At 38.0% G+C, this 14,740-nt stretch carries 13 protein-coding genes and 1 pseudogene; 12 read left to right on the plus strand and 2 right to left on the minus strand.

The features are described from left to right. Positions 1 to 174: 174 nt before the first annotated feature. The 6 genes and pseudogenes from LJC66_RS06975 (at position 175) to LJC66_RS07000 (ending at position 6,174) form a co-directional block, all read left to right on the plus strand. Positions 175 to 3,792 carry a dynamin family protein gene (locus LJC66_RS06975; RefSeq protein WP_230932111.1) on the plus strand — a complete coding sequence of 1,206 codons (3,618 nt, stop codon included), beginning with the start codon at positions 175 to 177 and terminating at the stop codon, positions 3,790 to 3,792. 5 nt (positions 3,793 to 3,797) lie between these two features. Next, on the plus strand, positions 3,798 to 4,571 hold the full coding sequence (locus LJC66_RS06980) for a nucleotidyltransferase domain-containing protein (RefSeq protein ID WP_230932112.1): 774 nt from the start codon (positions 3,798 to 3,800) through the stop codon (positions 4,569 to 4,571). Beyond that, positions 4,568 to 4,825 carry a DUF2533 family protein gene (locus tag LJC66_RS06985; protein WP_050690753.1) on the plus strand — a complete coding sequence of 86 codons (258 nt, stop codon included), beginning with the start codon at positions 4,568 to 4,570 and terminating at the stop codon, positions 4,823 to 4,825. Before LJC66_RS06980 ends, LJC66_RS06985 begins: the two co-directional genes overlap by 4 nt. Before the next feature lie 105 nt (positions 4,826 to 4,930). Beyond that, positions 4,931 to 5,245 carry a hypothetical protein gene (locus LJC66_RS06990; RefSeq protein WP_013056168.1) on the plus strand — a complete coding sequence of 105 codons (315 nt, stop codon included), beginning with the start codon at positions 4,931 to 4,933 and terminating at the stop codon, positions 5,243 to 5,245. Positions 5,246 to 5,375: 130 nt separating this feature from the next. Further along, positions 5,376 to 5,837 (plus strand): divergent PAP2 family protein, encoded by a 462-nt coding sequence (locus LJC66_RS06995; protein WP_013056169.1) that lies wholly within the window; start codon positions 5,376 to 5,378, stop codon positions 5,835 to 5,837. Between the two features lie 61 nt (positions 5,838 to 5,898). Then, a pseudogene (locus LJC66_RS07000) lies at positions 5,899 to 6,174 on the plus strand (DUF6123 family protein). A gap of 6 nt (positions 6,175 to 6,180) precedes the next feature. Here LJC66_RS07000 and LJC66_RS07005 read toward each other — a convergent pair. Continuing rightward, on the minus strand, positions 6,181 to 6,579 hold the full coding sequence (locus tag LJC66_RS07005; protein ID WP_230932173.1) for a reverse transcriptase-like protein: 399 nt from the start codon (positions 6,577 to 6,579) through the stop codon (positions 6,181 to 6,183). A 219-nt stretch (positions 6,580 to 6,798) separates the two neighbouring features. On the opposite strand from LJC66_RS07005, the gene LJC66_RS07010 reads away from it, so the two are divergent. The 3 genes from LJC66_RS07010 to LJC66_RS07020 are packed head-to-tail and all read left to right on the plus strand — an operon-like array spanning position 6,799 to position 7,993. Continuing rightward, positions 6,799 to 7,452 (plus strand): ribonuclease H family protein, encoded by a 654-nt coding sequence (locus LJC66_RS07010; RefSeq protein ID WP_016763503.1) that lies wholly within the window; start codon positions 6,799 to 6,801, stop codon positions 7,450 to 7,452. A 29-nt stretch (positions 7,453 to 7,481) separates the two neighbouring features. Then, complete coding sequence (locus LJC66_RS07015) at positions 7,482 to 7,664, plus strand: zinc-finger domain-containing protein (RefSeq protein WP_013056173.1); 183 nt, start codon at positions 7,482 to 7,484, stop codon at positions 7,662 to 7,664. Positions 7,665 to 7,720: 56 nt separating this feature from the next. Next, positions 7,721 to 7,993 carry a DUF2564 family protein gene (locus LJC66_RS07020; RefSeq protein ID WP_013056174.1) on the plus strand — a complete coding sequence of 91 codons (273 nt, stop codon included), beginning with the start codon at positions 7,721 to 7,723 and terminating at the stop codon, positions 7,991 to 7,993. A gap of 59 nt (positions 7,994 to 8,052) precedes the next feature. On the opposite strand, the gene cspD is transcribed toward LJC66_RS07020, so the two are convergent. Beyond that, positions 8,053 to 8,256, minus strand: coding sequence for a cold-shock protein CspD (cspD, locus tag LJC66_RS07025; RefSeq protein ID WP_013056175.1), 204 nt, complete (start codon positions 8,254 to 8,256; stop codon positions 8,053 to 8,055). A 277-nt stretch (positions 8,257 to 8,533) separates the two neighbouring features. Here cspD and LJC66_RS07030 point away from each other — a divergent pair, with 277 nt between their 5' ends. From LJC66_RS07030 to LJC66_RS07040, 3 genes are all read left to right on the plus strand, one after another. Further along, positions 8,534 to 8,821 carry a hypothetical protein gene (locus LJC66_RS07030; protein WP_013056176.1) on the plus strand — a complete coding sequence of 96 codons (288 nt, stop codon included), beginning with the start codon at positions 8,534 to 8,536 and terminating at the stop codon, positions 8,819 to 8,821. A 302-nt stretch (positions 8,822 to 9,123) separates the two neighbouring features. Beyond that, positions 9,124 to 10,365, plus strand: coding sequence for a bacillibactin exporter BcbE (bcbE, locus tag LJC66_RS07035; RefSeq protein ID WP_230932113.1), 1,242 nt, complete (start codon positions 9,124 to 9,126; stop codon positions 10,363 to 10,365). Positions 10,366 to 10,532: 167 nt separating this feature from the next. Beyond that, positions 10,533 to 14,738 (plus strand): tetratricopeptide repeat protein, encoded by a 4,206-nt coding sequence (locus tag LJC66_RS07040; RefSeq protein WP_230932114.1) that lies wholly within the window; start codon positions 10,533 to 10,535, stop codon positions 14,736 to 14,738. The last annotated feature ends 2 nt before the right edge of the window (positions 14,739 to 14,740 follow it).

Below are 14,740 nucleotides of genomic sequence, written 5' to 3' on the forward strand. Positions count from 1 at the left end.
ACAAAGCTGTCAAATTATTGACAGCTTTTTTTATTGTTTTTGTAACTAAAAATTCAGTTTTTTATGGGAAAACGCATGCGAATCAAGTAAAATAGAGAAAGAATAAGCAGAAATAAAGCTGGATAAAGAACATTTAAATACAGTCTTGAATGAGGCAAAAGGGGTAGAGTAATAATGGGTAAAGTGAGTGTGAAACATCAAGAAAATCTCCGATTGGAAGCATCTCTTTTTCATTTACATAAGCAATTTCAAGCAGCTGGAGATGAACAGCAGGCAGCAAAAGCAATACAGCTGTTAAAAAAGTGGGTGAACGGTGAATTTGTTGTAGCATTTTGCGGACATTTTTCGGCTGGAAAATCGAGCATGATTAACGAATTAATGGGGCAAGCAATTTTGCCTGCAAGTCCTATTCCAACAAGCGCAAACTTAGTATCAGTAAAAGCTGGAGATGAGCATGCAACCGTTTATTACCGCAAACAGCCGCCGGTGCGTTATGAAGCGCCTTATGAGTATGAGCAAATTAAGCAGTTTGCTGTTGATGGAGATGAAGTAGAGTCCATTCATTTATCGATAGATACAGATGCTATTCCTAAAAATGTTGTGGTGATGGACACACCGGGAATTGATTCAACAGATGATGCGCATCGTGTATCGACCGAGTCAGCTCTTCACTTAGCGGACGTTATTTTCTACGTGATGGATTATAATCATGTGCAGGCAGAATTAAATCTTCAATTTGCAAAACAGCTGCAAGAAGCTAATAAAACGCTTTATTTAATTGTAAATCAAATTGATAAACACCAAGAAGATCAGCTAACATTTCAAGCATTTAAAGAGTCTGTCGAAACGTCATTTTTAAAGTGGAATGTGAGACCAGAAGGAATCTTCTATACGTCGTTAAAAGAGCCAACCAACCGTCATAACGACCTTTCGTACGTAAAATCTCTATTACTTGCTATGATGACGGAAAAAGAAAACCGACATCAGCATATTCAACATGCGATGCAAATGGTAATTGACGATCACCTTGCCTTTATTGAAGACCAAGAAGAAGAAAAGTTAACGATTCATGACGATCTGCGCCATAAGCTGACGCTTGAGAACCATGAAATCAATAAGCAGCAAAAAGAGCAGCTTCTCGAAAAAGAAGCGGAAATGAGGCGGGCTGAAAAGCAGCTGGCAGAAACGTACCAACAAGAAACAGGTAAGATACTAAGCAACGCCAATTTAACACCATATGAAATGAGAGAAAAAGCTAGGCTGTTTTTAGAAACGACAAAGCCTGATTTTAAAGTGGGTCTTTTATTTGCTAAGAAAAAGACCGAGGAAGTAAAAAAAGAGCGGCTGACGTTATTTTTTGATGATATGAAAGAACGTGCAGCTTCTCAGCTGCAGTGGCACTTGCAGCAATATGTGCAAGAGCTGGTGAAAAATCAAAATCTTACCGATCCGGATCTTATACGCCAGGTTCAGCAGTTTGAAATTCCGTTAGAGCCGCATGATTTAATTGAAACGGTAAAGGCAGGAGCTACGATTAATGGTGATTATGTTTTAACGTACGCAAAAGATGTAGCCGATCATATTAAGAAAAAAGCGACGCGATTATTATATGAGCTTTATGCGCAAATTGAACAGAGCAAAATCGAGCAAGATGAAGTAAAGCGTGAAAAAATTTATCAGCACTTGCAGGAATGTGAAGCATTTGAAGAAGCGTATACATCTCTTCAGGAAATGAAAGCAAAATTGGCACGTACAAAAGCTTTGCTTCAATCTTTACAGCAAACTGATGACTACCTAACGGCAGAAGATGCGAACGAGTTGTCATATATGTTACAAGAAGAATATGAAAAGGGCATCATGAAAGCTGAAGAAAAACATGAAGCCGTGAGTGAGCAGCAGTTAGTTTCAGAGCCTGAGGAAGCTGCGCATGAAACAGGAACAGAAAAGGTTCTTCAAGATGTATCAGCTGTTCTCGAACAGCTCCGTTCATTTGGAAAATTAGACCGCTTTATTAACAGGCTTCAAGAAAAGCGTAAAAAGCTATCAAATCAAACGTTTACCGTAGCTTTATTTGGAGCGTTCAGTGCCGGTAAATCATCTTTTGCCAATGCGTTGATTGGAGAAAGATTACTTCCTGTATCTCCGAACCCAACAACAGCAACCATCAATAAAATTATGCCTCCAACGGAAAAACGGCCGCATAAAACAGCTGTTGTACAAATGAAAACAAACGAGCAAATGATCCAAGATTTAAATGGTGCACTTAAGCTGTTTCATCATGAAGTAGAATCAATTGACGAAGCGCTAACAATTATTCCAACCCTGCAGGCAACAGAAGAGCTGCAGCTGCATTTGTCGTTTTTACAGGCAGTAGAAAAAGGCTACGGCGAAGTCAAGCAGCATATCGGTTCAGAAGTAGTAGTGGATACAGAAGGATTTCATGATTATGTAGCCAAAGAAGAAAAAGCGTGTTTTGTTCAATTTATTAACCTGTATTATGACTGTGAATTTACTCGCTTAGGCATTACGCTCGTTGATACACCCGGAGCTGATTCAATCAATGCGAGACACACTGGAGTAGCGTTTGAATATATCAAAAATGCAGATGCCATTTTATTTGTAACGTATTATAATCATGCGTTTTCAAAAGCTGACCGCGAATTTCTTATTCAGCTTGGCCGTGTAAAAGATGTATTTGCGCTTGATAAAATGTTTTTCTTAGTAAATGCAGCGGACCTAGCCAGCTCGGATACAGAGCTGCAGTTAGTTCAGACGTACGTAAAAGAGCAGCTTGAACAGTATGGTATACGCTTTCCGCGCTTATACCCGGTATCAAGCTTGCAGGCTTTGCAAAACCACGAGGATAAAATGTTTCTGCCATTCAAAAATGCGTTTTACCGCTTCATAAACTATGAATTACCAGAGCTTGCTATCCAAAGTGTTTATGCAGATTTCGAACAAATTTTAGCAGTTGCCAATGAAATGAAACAGGTGCAAACAAAATCAGAAGTGGATAAAAAGCGATACATTCAATCTCTTCACATAAAAAATGAGCAGGTAGCAGCAAAACTGCATGAAATTCATTTTGAATATGAACAACAGCAGTTTGACCGAGAATTAGAAGAGCTCTTATTTTATGTAAAAAAACGTCTGTTTGTGAGGTACGATGACTTCTTTAAAGAAGCCTTCAGTCCGGCAAACTTAAGGGATGATCGAGGTGAAAAGCAAAAGCAGCTGCGCCTGTGTTTGCAGGAGTTGTTAACGTCTATTTCCTTCGATGCAACGCAAGAAGTGCGTGCGACCACTTTGCGAATCGAAAAATACATCGTAAAATTAATCGAAGACTGGCATCGAATGATCATTACAAAGCTACAGCGCTATGAACCGACGTTTACTCCAACGTTGAACTCGTTAGAGCCTCCAAATGGCAGTGAAGTTGTGACAAGTCATCAGTTTGATGAGAATGAATCGTATCAAAAAGAGCTCTCACTGTATAAAAACAATAAAAGCTTTTTTGAAAAAAATGAGAAAGCAAAGCTTCACGCTGCTTTACTAGAACGTATTAAGCCGGATGTTAATCATTACATTGCGAAAGAAGAAGCCGCTCTTCATTCACACTATACTCATTTAGTGAATCAGTACGTTTTAGCGCATAAACAGTCTGTATCTGAAGAATGGTATGATTATTACAAACAGCTGCAAGCGGCCGTGTCTGAAGAATTTCCGATTCAAGAATTGGTAAGTACAATGAGGGTGCTAGAACATGTATTGGAGGAAAGAAAGGGTCATTAATTTTTATGTCTACACACATAAATCAACGTTTACAGGAAATTGAAAAAGAATATAATGTGGAAATTTTGTTTGCATGTGAATCAGGCAGCCGTGCTTACGGACTCGACACGTCAGCGAGTGATTTTGACGTTCGCTTTATATACAAATATAAAGCGTCACGCTATCTTCATCTCAATAGACCTCAGGAGGTCATTAATGTAGCAGAAGGAAATTATGATATGCAAGGGTGGGATTTGTACAAAACCATTTATTTGTTTACAAAATCAAACCCTTCGCTTTATGAGTGGCTATGGTCGCCTCTTGTTTATTATCAGAAGCCATCGTTTGCTGAGCCACTGCGGCAAATGATGGCTCAATCATATTCCTTAAAAGCATTGGGATATCATTATTTTAAAATTTTAACGATAAATAGTAAAAGAAATCTGACATCTTCTGTTACAATAGAGGATATAAAAGTGATGCTTCAACTGATTCGTGCATTTTTATCACTGAAAGTAGTAATAAAGCAGCGCAGTTTCCCTGTCATTTTATTTGCCGATTTATGTAAGCAGGCAAATCTCGACGATAGGCAGCAATCCATCATTGAGCAATTTGTACAGTGCAAGATAAGCGGGAAAGTTGCTTTTAATGAAAAGATGAAAAACTTTTTGGACAGCATTAAGAAAGAAGCTGCAGCGATAGAAAAAAGCTTAAAAGAATTACCGGAAAAGCAAATCAGTTATGAGGACATTAACTTATTTTTACTAACTCAGCATAATATAATGGAGGAACGAACATGAGTGTACATAAAGAAATTTCAGCCCATTCTAAAAAACAGCACGAATTAGTACGTGCTTTTGCCAGCTTAGAAGCTCGACGCGAGCAAGCTATTGAGGCAGCTGTGCTTCTTTGCAAAGAAGGGAAACCCTTTTCTGTAGACGGCATTAATGCTGCAACAGCAGAAATTAATGAGCTGTCTCAAAAATATACCATCATTCCAGGCCGTAAAGTAGTGACAGAAGAAATGGTTAAAGAGTACGTGGCAAGAATATAAACGTGCTAAGCTCTGGTGTTTTTACCTTAATTTGAACAGGATATGACGTGCTGCTTGATCCATACTAATAGTGTACCAACGAGGTACAAATAGGAGGAGATAGCGATGGGTCGTCAAAAATTAGGTAATAAAAATGCGCAAGCGAATAACAATGCAAAGCATAATTATAACCAAGAGTTCTCTTCTGAGTTTAAAGCAAATCAAGCTCAAAAAGCAAAACGTGCAAAAAGTGCAAATGACACTTATGCTGGGGAGTTTGCTTCTGAGTTCAACGTGCAACAAAACCAAAACAATTCTGTTAACAAGAAGTTAGAAGCTAATAAAAGTGCAAATAATCAATATGGACAAGAATTCGGCTCTTATGCTGAAGTTGAATCTGCCAAAATGAATAATGCTGCACAAAAAAAGCGTAAAAAATAACAGAACTGTTTCCAAAAGCGCCGGGATTAGTCTGCTCTGTCAGCAGATTAGCCCGGCGTTTTTTGTTGGGCAATATTTGCTTGGGTACGAGATGTCAATCCATCGCAAACTATAGATGAGGTGAAGCAATATGAATAAAGGAATTGTCATTGCTCTTTCATCAATCGGTTTAGCCCAAGCGTTAAAAATCCCCATTAAAAAGTATCAAACAGGAAAGTGGGATATGCGGATGATTGCTGCGTCGGGTGGAATGCCAAGCTCTCATTCAGCAGGCGTATCTTCTTTGGCTACCTATGTAGCATTAAAAAGAGGTGTTTCTACGATTGACTTTGCGTTAGCATCTGTTTTTGGAATTATTGTGATGTACGATGCACAAGGAATTCGAAGGCAGACTGGCGAAATTACTATTAAAGTGAATACGTTAGATGAAGAAATTGAAAAGCTTGCGGGTCTTCCAGACGGAGGCTTTCACGATTTGACGGAACAGCGCTTGAAAGAAATGCTTGGGCATCAGCCCGAAGAAGTGATTGGCGGAGCCATTTTAGGAGTAGCACTTGGAGCAATTGGCTATTTTTTAGAAGGGAAATCATAGTCAAACAGCCAAAAGTAAGCTAAGATAAAGAAGAACCTTTGCAAAAGGATGGGACGAAAAAGTGACAAAAACAGCTCAAACCGTTGAAGAGTATCTTCTTTATCTTGAAGAAAAAGGCTTTCATTTAGCAGAAGATGCACGTGGATTTATTTCATTTGGTCAGCAGTATACGCGTGCAGCTGACGAGATGGTCATATTTACAATTGAATAGACACTAAAAGTACAAAAAGAATTTGACGGCAGTTTTTTTGTATCGCTCCTCGAGAATTTGACATCAAATCGTATTAGCAATCAAAAACAAGCCATTCAATATTTAAAGTCATCAGGTATGATTTAAGCAGGATTACATTCCTGCTTCTTTTTGATTAATGGCTTGTCTGGCCAGCTGATCAGCACCTGCATTTTGAGAGCTAGGGATCCACTTTATAAAAAATAACTCAAATTGACTGGACAGTTTGAGGGCTTCTTCCAGTAAAGGAGCAAACGCTTTATTTTTAACGTATTCCTGGTTCATTGCGCGGTCTACTAGCTGAGAGTCCGTTCGAAAAGATACGCTCGTATACTTTTTTTCTAAACAAATTTTTAATGCATGAAGAAGTGCATGGTACTCTGCTTCATGATTCGTCATTGTCCCAAGAGCAATAGAGTAACGATGATGTTCACCGTTTCCTTTAATTAAAATACCAGCTCCAGAAGGACCAGGGTTGCCAGCAGTGGCTCCGTCTATATAAACTTCAATCATCATACAGCCTCCTTGTTAAAACAATATAAGCTTAAACCATGTTTTTTTATCAATAGTATTGTATCATAAGTACTTCAGCTATTTTATATTAGCACGTATAAACGCTAAAATCCGCTTATTAGGTAAGAAAACTGTCATGAAAAGACATAATAGAAGATAAAATACAAAAAAGCAGAAAAAGTGTTGAATTCAAAATTGCTGATGAAAGGAATGCTCGTTATGAATTTCCAAATTGAATGGCATTATAAATCCTCGAAACATAAACAGTTAATTTTCACATCCGATTTCACAGATGCGAATGAGGCGCTAATGATTGTGGGTGATTTAGAAAAAACAGGTCGAACGAAGGAAATTTTTCTACTTGATGAGCAGCAGCAAAAATGGACTGTAAAAGAAGCGAAAAAGCTCTTACAGGAAGTACAGACAGAGCCTCACGATATTGTGGCATATTTTGACGGAGGCTATGAGCATGATACCCTCTTAGCGGGGCTTGGGGTTGTGATTTATTTTAAACAGAACAACAACTCTTACCGAATACGACGCAACTCAAGGCTGCAAGAGATTGAATCAAATAATGAGGCAGAGTATGCTGCTTTTTATTATTTAATACAAGAGCTTGAGGAACTTGGTGTTCATCATATACCGGTAACGTTTAGAGGTGACTCTCAGGTTGTATTAAATCAGCTGGCTGGGGAGTGGCCCTGTTTCGAAGAAGAGTTTAATCGGTACTTAGATCGAATAGAAGATAAAATGCAGGAACTTGGTATCCGACCCGTATATGAGCCTATTTCAAGGAAGGAAAATGAAGAGGCCGACCAGCTTGCTACTCAAGCTCTTCAAGGGATACCAATTGCTAGCAGGAAGCAAGTGTAACACACAGAACGAAATGGAGATGAACGAGAGTGGAACGTAAACAATTATTAGAAGAAGTAACGGAGTTATTGGATTACTACTGTAGTGATTGTTTTGTAAAAAAAACGTTTAATAAAGAAAAGGGCAAAACATACGCTCAGACGTTTTGTATTAAAGAGTGTACCGTAGGAGAAAAAATTAAGCAGTATGGAGATTTGCTGACTAAAAAGTAAGCGTGTATAATTTGCCGGCAGCAGCTTCATTCTATCCATATGGAGGTGTTCTTTCAATGGATAAGTTTTCAAATGAAGAAGTAACAACAGGATATAATGATTTAAAGCAAGTAGAAGTGTCTATTCAATCTGCTCAAAAGATGATTGGGACAGCTACGATGAGTATGAGTCCTCAGCAGCTTGAAGAGGCAACGAATGCGCTTAATGATGCAAAAGCACAGCTTCAATCTGCCAAAGCTCATGGCACAGGAGTAGACGAGCAATTTCTTCAGCAGTGCATGCAGTCTATTCAAACATGTGAACAGCAGCTTACTGAGGCCAAACGCTAGGTATAACAAAAAAGAGACTCGGAAAAGAGTCTCTTTTACTATAAAATAAAAAGATCTATTTATGATAGCTTAGTGACATTAGCGGCTTGCGGGCCTCTATTGCCTTCTACAATTTCAAAAGATACCTCTTGTCCTTCTTCTAAGGATTTATAACCTTCGCTTTGGATGGCAGAAAAATGTACAAATACGTCGCTGCCGCCTTCAACTTCAATAAAGCCATAGCCTTTTTCATTGTTGAACCATTTTACTTTACCATTTTGCATAACTTGAATCCCCCTAGTACTGTGCAGCCTCATGCTGCTGAAACTGGAATTATCATTTCCAATAGAGGTAAATGATTGTTTATATTATATAATAAGAAGAAATAAAATTTCAATATTAAAATTTAACTTTTCTGAAAATTAAATTTTTATTTAACGTGGACGTAATACACGTTAAGTAAAAAAAATTTCTTATGAGATGAAAAATAACTGAAAATTTAGTTTATAATAAAAGTATAGTCAGCATAATTTTAACGCGGTGATAAGGAGTGGGTCGTGTATGTATCGTACACAAGTAAATGGAAAAGAAATCATTTTGTTATTTTCAACGCTCGAAGCAGCAAAGAGCCGCAGCAACCTAGAGAAAGAGCAAATTTATAAGCGCGTATTGCATTTAAATGAGCAGCTGCTAATGTTTCAAAATGGAACAAGCTTCACCATTGGCGATCCGTTAGGATTAATTGTAGCTCAAGTGAAAAAAAGTGATTTGACAACCATATATATCGAACATATCATTGATAAACAGTTTATGTATGATGGAGATGGTCATCGAGGTGAAGTAGTGTAACAAGATGACACCTATATATGAAGAAGCGTACGTAGATACTCGTACGCTTCTTCATATATAGGATTAAAAATATGTGATTTTACAAGTATTAACAGGGATAAATAACAAAGTTCAATAAATTGAAGAAGAACAGTGAAACCATGAATAGCAATCACCTTTTTAGCTAAAAAATATAGATATAAATCATCTTATGTAATGAGATAGTTAAGCTTTAAAATCAATGAACGCGAGAGGTTTTATAAAGCTTAAATTGAAAAACGTGTGATTGTGACGTTAATTAGAAGTAAGGTTTGGAGGACGCTATGGAAAGTAGAAAAAAATTGGATTTACTTGCTCTTGCTTCTGTGCCACTTATCATGACCCTCGGAAATTCAATGTTAATTCCGGTGTTGCCGGTGATTGAAAAACGTCTACAGATAAGCTCGCTGCAGGTATCCATGATTATCACGGTCTACTCAATTTTCGCTATTTTTTTAATCCCGATTGCTGGTTATTTATCAGATCGATTTGGCCGCAAGAAAATTATTATTCCTAGTTTGCTGCTTGCTGCAGTAGGAGGGGCTTTAACAGGCTGGGCTTCATGGCAAATGGCCAATCCATTCTGGGTTATTTTAATTGGCCGCGCGATTCAAGGAATAGGTTCAGCAGGAGCTATGCCTGTTGTGATGCCTTGTGTAGGAGATATGTTCAAAGACGAGCAAGAAATTACAAAAGGACTAGGTTTAATTGAAACAGCTAATACGTTTGGGAAAGTACTAAGCCCAATACTGGGAGCTTTTTTAGCGGCTATGATTTGGTTTCTTCCTTTTTGGTTCATTCCTATTCTTTGCCTTATTTCGATTCTTTTAGTTATCTTTTTAGTAAAAGTTCCGAAACATGATAGTTCTTCTGAATCTGAACAAAAAAAGAAAAGTATTACGCAGTTTTTAAAGGATTTGAAGAAGACGCTCAAAGAAAATATGGGATGGCTTATGGCTATTTTTATTTTAGGCGCCATTATTATGCTTGTATTATTCGGGGTTTTATTTTATCTATCGACCATACTAGAGGAGCGTTATCATATTGTGAATACGAGAAAAGGTTTAGTAATGGCTATTCCCTTGCTCGCTTTATCTATTTCTTCTTTTGTGGCGGGGAAAAAAGTTGGCAACAATAAAATCGTTATGAAGTGGTCTGCTTTTTTTGGCTTTTTATTGTTAACATGTTCTTTCATCATTTTATTTTTTAATACGTCTCTTTTTAGTATTTTACTCACTTTAGTGCTTGGTGGAATTGGAATTGGAGCAGCTCTTCCCAGTCTTGATGCGCTTATTACAGAAGGAATTGAAAAGGAAGAGAGAGGAACCATTACGTCTCTTTACAGTTCGATGCGCTTTGTCGGAGTAGCAGCTGGACCTCCTCTTTATACATTGCTTATGAAGTGGTCGGACATGGCTGTGTTCCAAACGTCTCTAGGGGTTAGTGCAGTAGGTGCCATTTTAGTTTTAAAAGCTATCAAACCAAAACCTGAAGGCGGCGTAAAACTGAAGAAAGCTGAAGTGTGATTTTATGGAGCTGTCTTATGATAAAAGACAGCTCTTCGCTATTTAAAGACCCGTCAATATGCTTAAATTTATATTGTGTCTAGAAAAAATCCTTGAAATTTCTTATACTTCAATTTATAGACAGCAGATGCAATAGTTCTTATTTTATTGAATAAGGTGGTTTTGAATTGAGTATAAATTATCAGAAATTAAAAAGCATGGTGGATCATTATCAAATATTTGATCTTGTAGCGTATATAACAGAAGAAGTACAAAGCCTTCAACCAAAGAGCCTCGCGGGGATTATGAAAGAATGGTTAACAAACTTACAAACGGAAGAAGAGCTGTACGAGCTTATCCGCTTTTGTGATGAAGCTTTATTAAATCGTTTAAGTCGAATGTTAACGACATATGGCTATCGTCGATTTGGCTCGATTCGAATGGTGACTCTTTATTGTGATGATCTCCTACGAGAAGGCAAGATACTCGACGCTGATGATAGACTTTCTTTATTAATTTCTCAGCTGGATACGGAATCAGTTAAAGAGGAACAGCTTGAGAAAATCTATTTTTTAAAGGTAAGAATTCTTTTAGAAATGAAACAAGTGGATGAAGCTTCTAAGTGGATGAAACAAGTAACGTCACATAATCAAAAGGGTATGGCTGACCGATGGGGCTATTTTTATTTGCAGCTCAACGACAGAATGAAAGCTGAAGCCTGCCTAAAAGAAGGAACAGCATATAAGGAGAATGGAGATTTTTGCTATGCAATGCTCGCAGATCTATATGCGTATGAAGGGAAGCATAAACAATCGCTTGAAACAATTAACGAGGCTATTGTCCGCTATCCACAGCTTCCGTCTTTATATATGGATAAAGTGATGCGGTTAAAAGATTTAAAAGAGTATTCTCTTTTGCTTGAAACGATTGAATTTATCGATTCAAAGTTACCCTATCATGATTATCAAGATTTTTTTACGCTGCTGCGCGCGGACATTTATTTTGAACAGCAGCAGCAATCTCAGCTTACGCATCTGCTCTCGACCAAGCGATGCTTAAAAGATTCACCTTATCAAAAATTAATTGGAAAGAATACAGACGATAAATGCAGTACAATCAATCTTCCTATTGTACCAATTGTTCAAAAAGATAATTATTGCGTGCCAGCTAGTATGAGTATGATGTTAAGGCTTTTACATACCGAAAAAACACAGGATGAGATTGGAACGCATATTTACGGAGGGTTAGGCTCCAAATTATCAACTGCGGTGAGCTACTTTGAATCTCTTGGCTTTGCAGCGATGTTTTTTACCGGCACAGTTGAACAGTTTAGAGAACTATTAGACAAAGGGCTGCCTATTTTGGTCAGTCTGGAATTTGAACAAGCTTCCCACGTTCAAGTTGTATTTGGCTATGATGATGAACTTGAACTTTTTCATGTACAAGATGCCAATTTTCTAAGTCCAACGTATGTAGAATATAAAAATTTTGATCAGCATTACGCTAATTCGGGGTTTTTATCAATTGTTGCTTCTAAAGCGGCAGCGGATCTTGCTTCACTTTCTAAAGAGCAAGATGTGTTTATTCGTCAGCTGTATGACTTAATCGAACTAGTTGAAGCGGATGAAGAGGCACACATTAATGATCTCGTTTCTTTACTAAAAGCAAATGAGCATGTTCCATTTGCCGCTATTTACAGTATGAAGCATTTGTATAGAAAAGAGCATGAAGCCTACATTCGTACGTGTATTAACCATGTGTTAGAGAAATATAGCAATCATGATTATCTTAAGCTTCACGCTGCATATGCCTTTTTTAAACTTGACGACAGTAAGGGAGCATCTTCCTTGTTACACCACATAGATAACAAAAAGCATAGCTCTTTTTATCACTATCTTAAAGGAAGAATTGCGCTGGATGAAGAGAAGTATGATGAGGCTGTTGAAGCACTGCGCAGCTCCCTGCAATTAGACGTAGAGCAGCATTTGAACTGGAGCTATTTAGCACTTGCATATATGTACAAAGGAAACCTCGAAAAGGCTTTTGAATGCTCGACTATTTCCTTAAATATGTATGGCGATGAATCTTATACACAAATCAATCACGGACTTATTTTAATGGAGAAAGAAAGATATGCAGAAGCCAGAAATCTTTTCGACGCGTTATTAAAAGAAAACCCAAAAGATGCGCACAGCTGGTTTGAAAGAGCCCGTTGTGATGAACATTTAAAAAAGTTTCGTAAAGCTTACCGGGGATTTCAAGTAGCTAAACAGCTTTTGCCGACTGTTCCTTATCCATATCTTTCGATAGCTGATTTGCTACAATATCAACTAGAAAAAACAGACGAAGCTGAAAGCTATCTCAAAGAAGGCATGAAGCATCTCCCAAGCGACATGACAATTCGAGGAAGACTAGGCGATTTATACGTCGCGAATCAAAGGTACGAAGAAGCTATTGCTCTGTATAAAGAAGGCTTAAAAATAGAAGAAGATGCCCTTATGTATTTGGGCTTATCTTATGCGTATCTAGAAACAGGTGAACATTTAACGGCCGTTGATACGCTCACGCTTATTGCGCAGAAGTTTTCATCGAACAGCGATGTCCTGTTGGATGCAGGCAGCATGCTTTTGGATGCAGCAAAAGAGAAGAATCTAGACGACCAAACGATAGAGTTTGGATTTGCTCTTTATGAAGAAGGAATTCATTTTGCTCAAACAGCACTAGATGAAGTGTTAGAAGCATATACGAGTTATTTAGAAGACACGGCTTTACTGACTCGTGGAATTAAGTTTTTAACCGCAGAACATCAAGAGCACCCTGATGAGATTTTGTACATGTGCTACTTAGGCATATTATACGAACAAGCCAAGCAGCTAACAAAAAGTGAGAAACTTTATCAACAAGCGCTTCGTATCAAGCAAGATGCTTTGCCATATTATCGGTTAGGTGAAATATATCAATCAATGAATCGCATCACTGAAGCAAAAGAGGCCTTCCAAAAATGCTTAACTCTTGATAAAACATTTGAAGCCGCTTGTATGAAGCTTGCCGAAACGGCTTGTGAAGAACAAAATCGAACGGCTGAAAGGAATTGGCTCCTTCAATGGATACAGCTGAATCCTATGGAAATAAAAGTTGAGCACGCAGCTTCACTTTGTGAAACAGAGAAAGAGTATGAAGAGCTGTTAGAGGTATTAAAAAGCGTAGAGGAAATTGTGCTTCCCCAATGGCTGGCTGACAGCCAGGCTCATGTGTATCGCCTAAAAGGAGACATTTCACAGGCTGAAACGTATTTAGAGAAGGCGCTTGAACTAGATCCACAGAATCCTGCTATTCGCCATCATCAGGCAAAATGGCTCATCATGGAGAAGAGATATGAAGAAGCTAGAAAAATTCTTACAGAGTTACTAAGTGAGGATCCGGAAGATTACGCTCTATTTCAAACGTTCATGTCTAGCTTTCCAAATGGAAAAAAACTGTCCGGGCTTACGGCAGATTTAAAAAAGATAAAAATGGAAAAACAAAGCAAAAGCTTGTTATTTAAAAACGCAGCCGAGGCTTTAAATGAGTATGCCGATTCGATCGTAGAAGAGCAGAAAGGATCTATTTTCAAACGAAGCTTAGCAAAGTTCAAAGCAAAAGCAAAAACGGTTACGCTGCTTGGCTTAACGATTGAACTGTATGAACTTGCTATAAAAACGGATCGGAATAATAAAGAGGCTGTGCATGCATTTGCGGCTTTTTACGAGGAGAAAGGATTAATTGAAGATAGCATCACCGTGCTGAAAAAATCGCTGCATCAAAGCTGGGATTTTGATGTTGCCTATCATTTAGCCAATATACTCGTTAACATCCATGAAAATGAACAGGCTGCACATGAAGCGCTAAACTTAGTTCAAAAACTTCTTGAACAGCAGCCATATCATATAGATTTGCAGATATACCGAGCATTTATTTTGAGTAGCCTTGAAGAGGTAGAAAAATCGGAGGCAGCTTTTCAAGAATTACTTCAGCAGGAGATTTATCAGCCTGACATATATGCAGGACTAGCAAAACTGTATAATAAAACGGAACGTTATCATGAAACTGTTCAGCTTCTTCAAAAAGCAATTGAACAGCGTCAAGAGTATGAAGGGATGTATGCCGATTTAGGTATCGCGTATCATTTAGAAGGTGAAACGGAAGCAGCAGCTTCGCTTATGATAACCAGAGTAGAAAGTGGAGACGAAGATCTTTTTATTCGCTATAACTTGGCATGCTATCTAGCTGTTCTTGGAAAAACTGCTTCTGCTCAGGAAGAGTTGGATTATGTTTTAGCGCACGATGAAACGGGAGAATTTTATGAAATGGCTATGGAAGACGATGAACTGAAAGGATTAACGGTAAGAAGGTAAAA

The sequence above is a fragment of the Priestia sp. TSO9 genome, assembly GCF_021029645.1.
GTDB classification, from domain to species: domain Bacteria; phylum Bacillota; class Bacilli; order Bacillales; family Bacillaceae_H; genus Priestia; species Priestia megaterium_E.

Coding starts and splice junctions, on each gene's coding strand:
- bcbE (WP_230932113.1), top strand. CDS start 9,124: ATGGAAAGTAGAAAAAAATTGGATTTACTTGCTCTTGCTTCTGTGCCA.
- LJC66_RS07005 (WP_230932173.1), bottom strand. CDS start 6,579: ATGATTGAAGTTTATATAGACGGAGCCACTGCTGGCAACCCTGGTCCT.
- LJC66_RS06975 (WP_230932111.1), top strand. CDS start 175: ATGGGTAAAGTGAGTGTGAAACATCAAGAAAATCTCCGATTGGAAGCA.
- LJC66_RS07030 (WP_013056176.1), top strand. CDS start 8,534: ATGTATCGTACACAAGTAAATGGAAAAGAAATCATTTTGTTATTTTCA.
- LJC66_RS06980 (WP_230932112.1), top strand. CDS start 3,798: ATGTCTACACACATAAATCAACGTTTACAGGAAATTGAAAAAGAATAT.
- LJC66_RS07020 (WP_013056174.1), top strand. CDS start 7,721: ATGGATAAGTTTTCAAATGAAGAAGTAACAACAGGATATAATGATTTA.
- cspD (WP_013056175.1), bottom strand. CDS start 8,256: ATGCAAAATGGTAAAGTAAAATGGTTCAACAATGAAAAAGGCTATGGC.
- LJC66_RS06985 (WP_050690753.1), top strand. CDS start 4,568: ATGAGTGTACATAAAGAAATTTCAGCCCATTCTAAAAAACAGCACGAA.
- LJC66_RS06990 (WP_013056168.1), top strand. CDS start 4,931: ATGGGTCGTCAAAAATTAGGTAATAAAAATGCGCAAGCGAATAACAAT.
- LJC66_RS07010 (WP_016763503.1), top strand. CDS start 6,799: ATGAATTTCCAAATTGAATGGCATTATAAATCCTCGAAACATAAACAG.
- LJC66_RS06995 (WP_013056169.1), top strand. CDS start 5,376: ATGAATAAAGGAATTGTCATTGCTCTTTCATCAATCGGTTTAGCCCAA.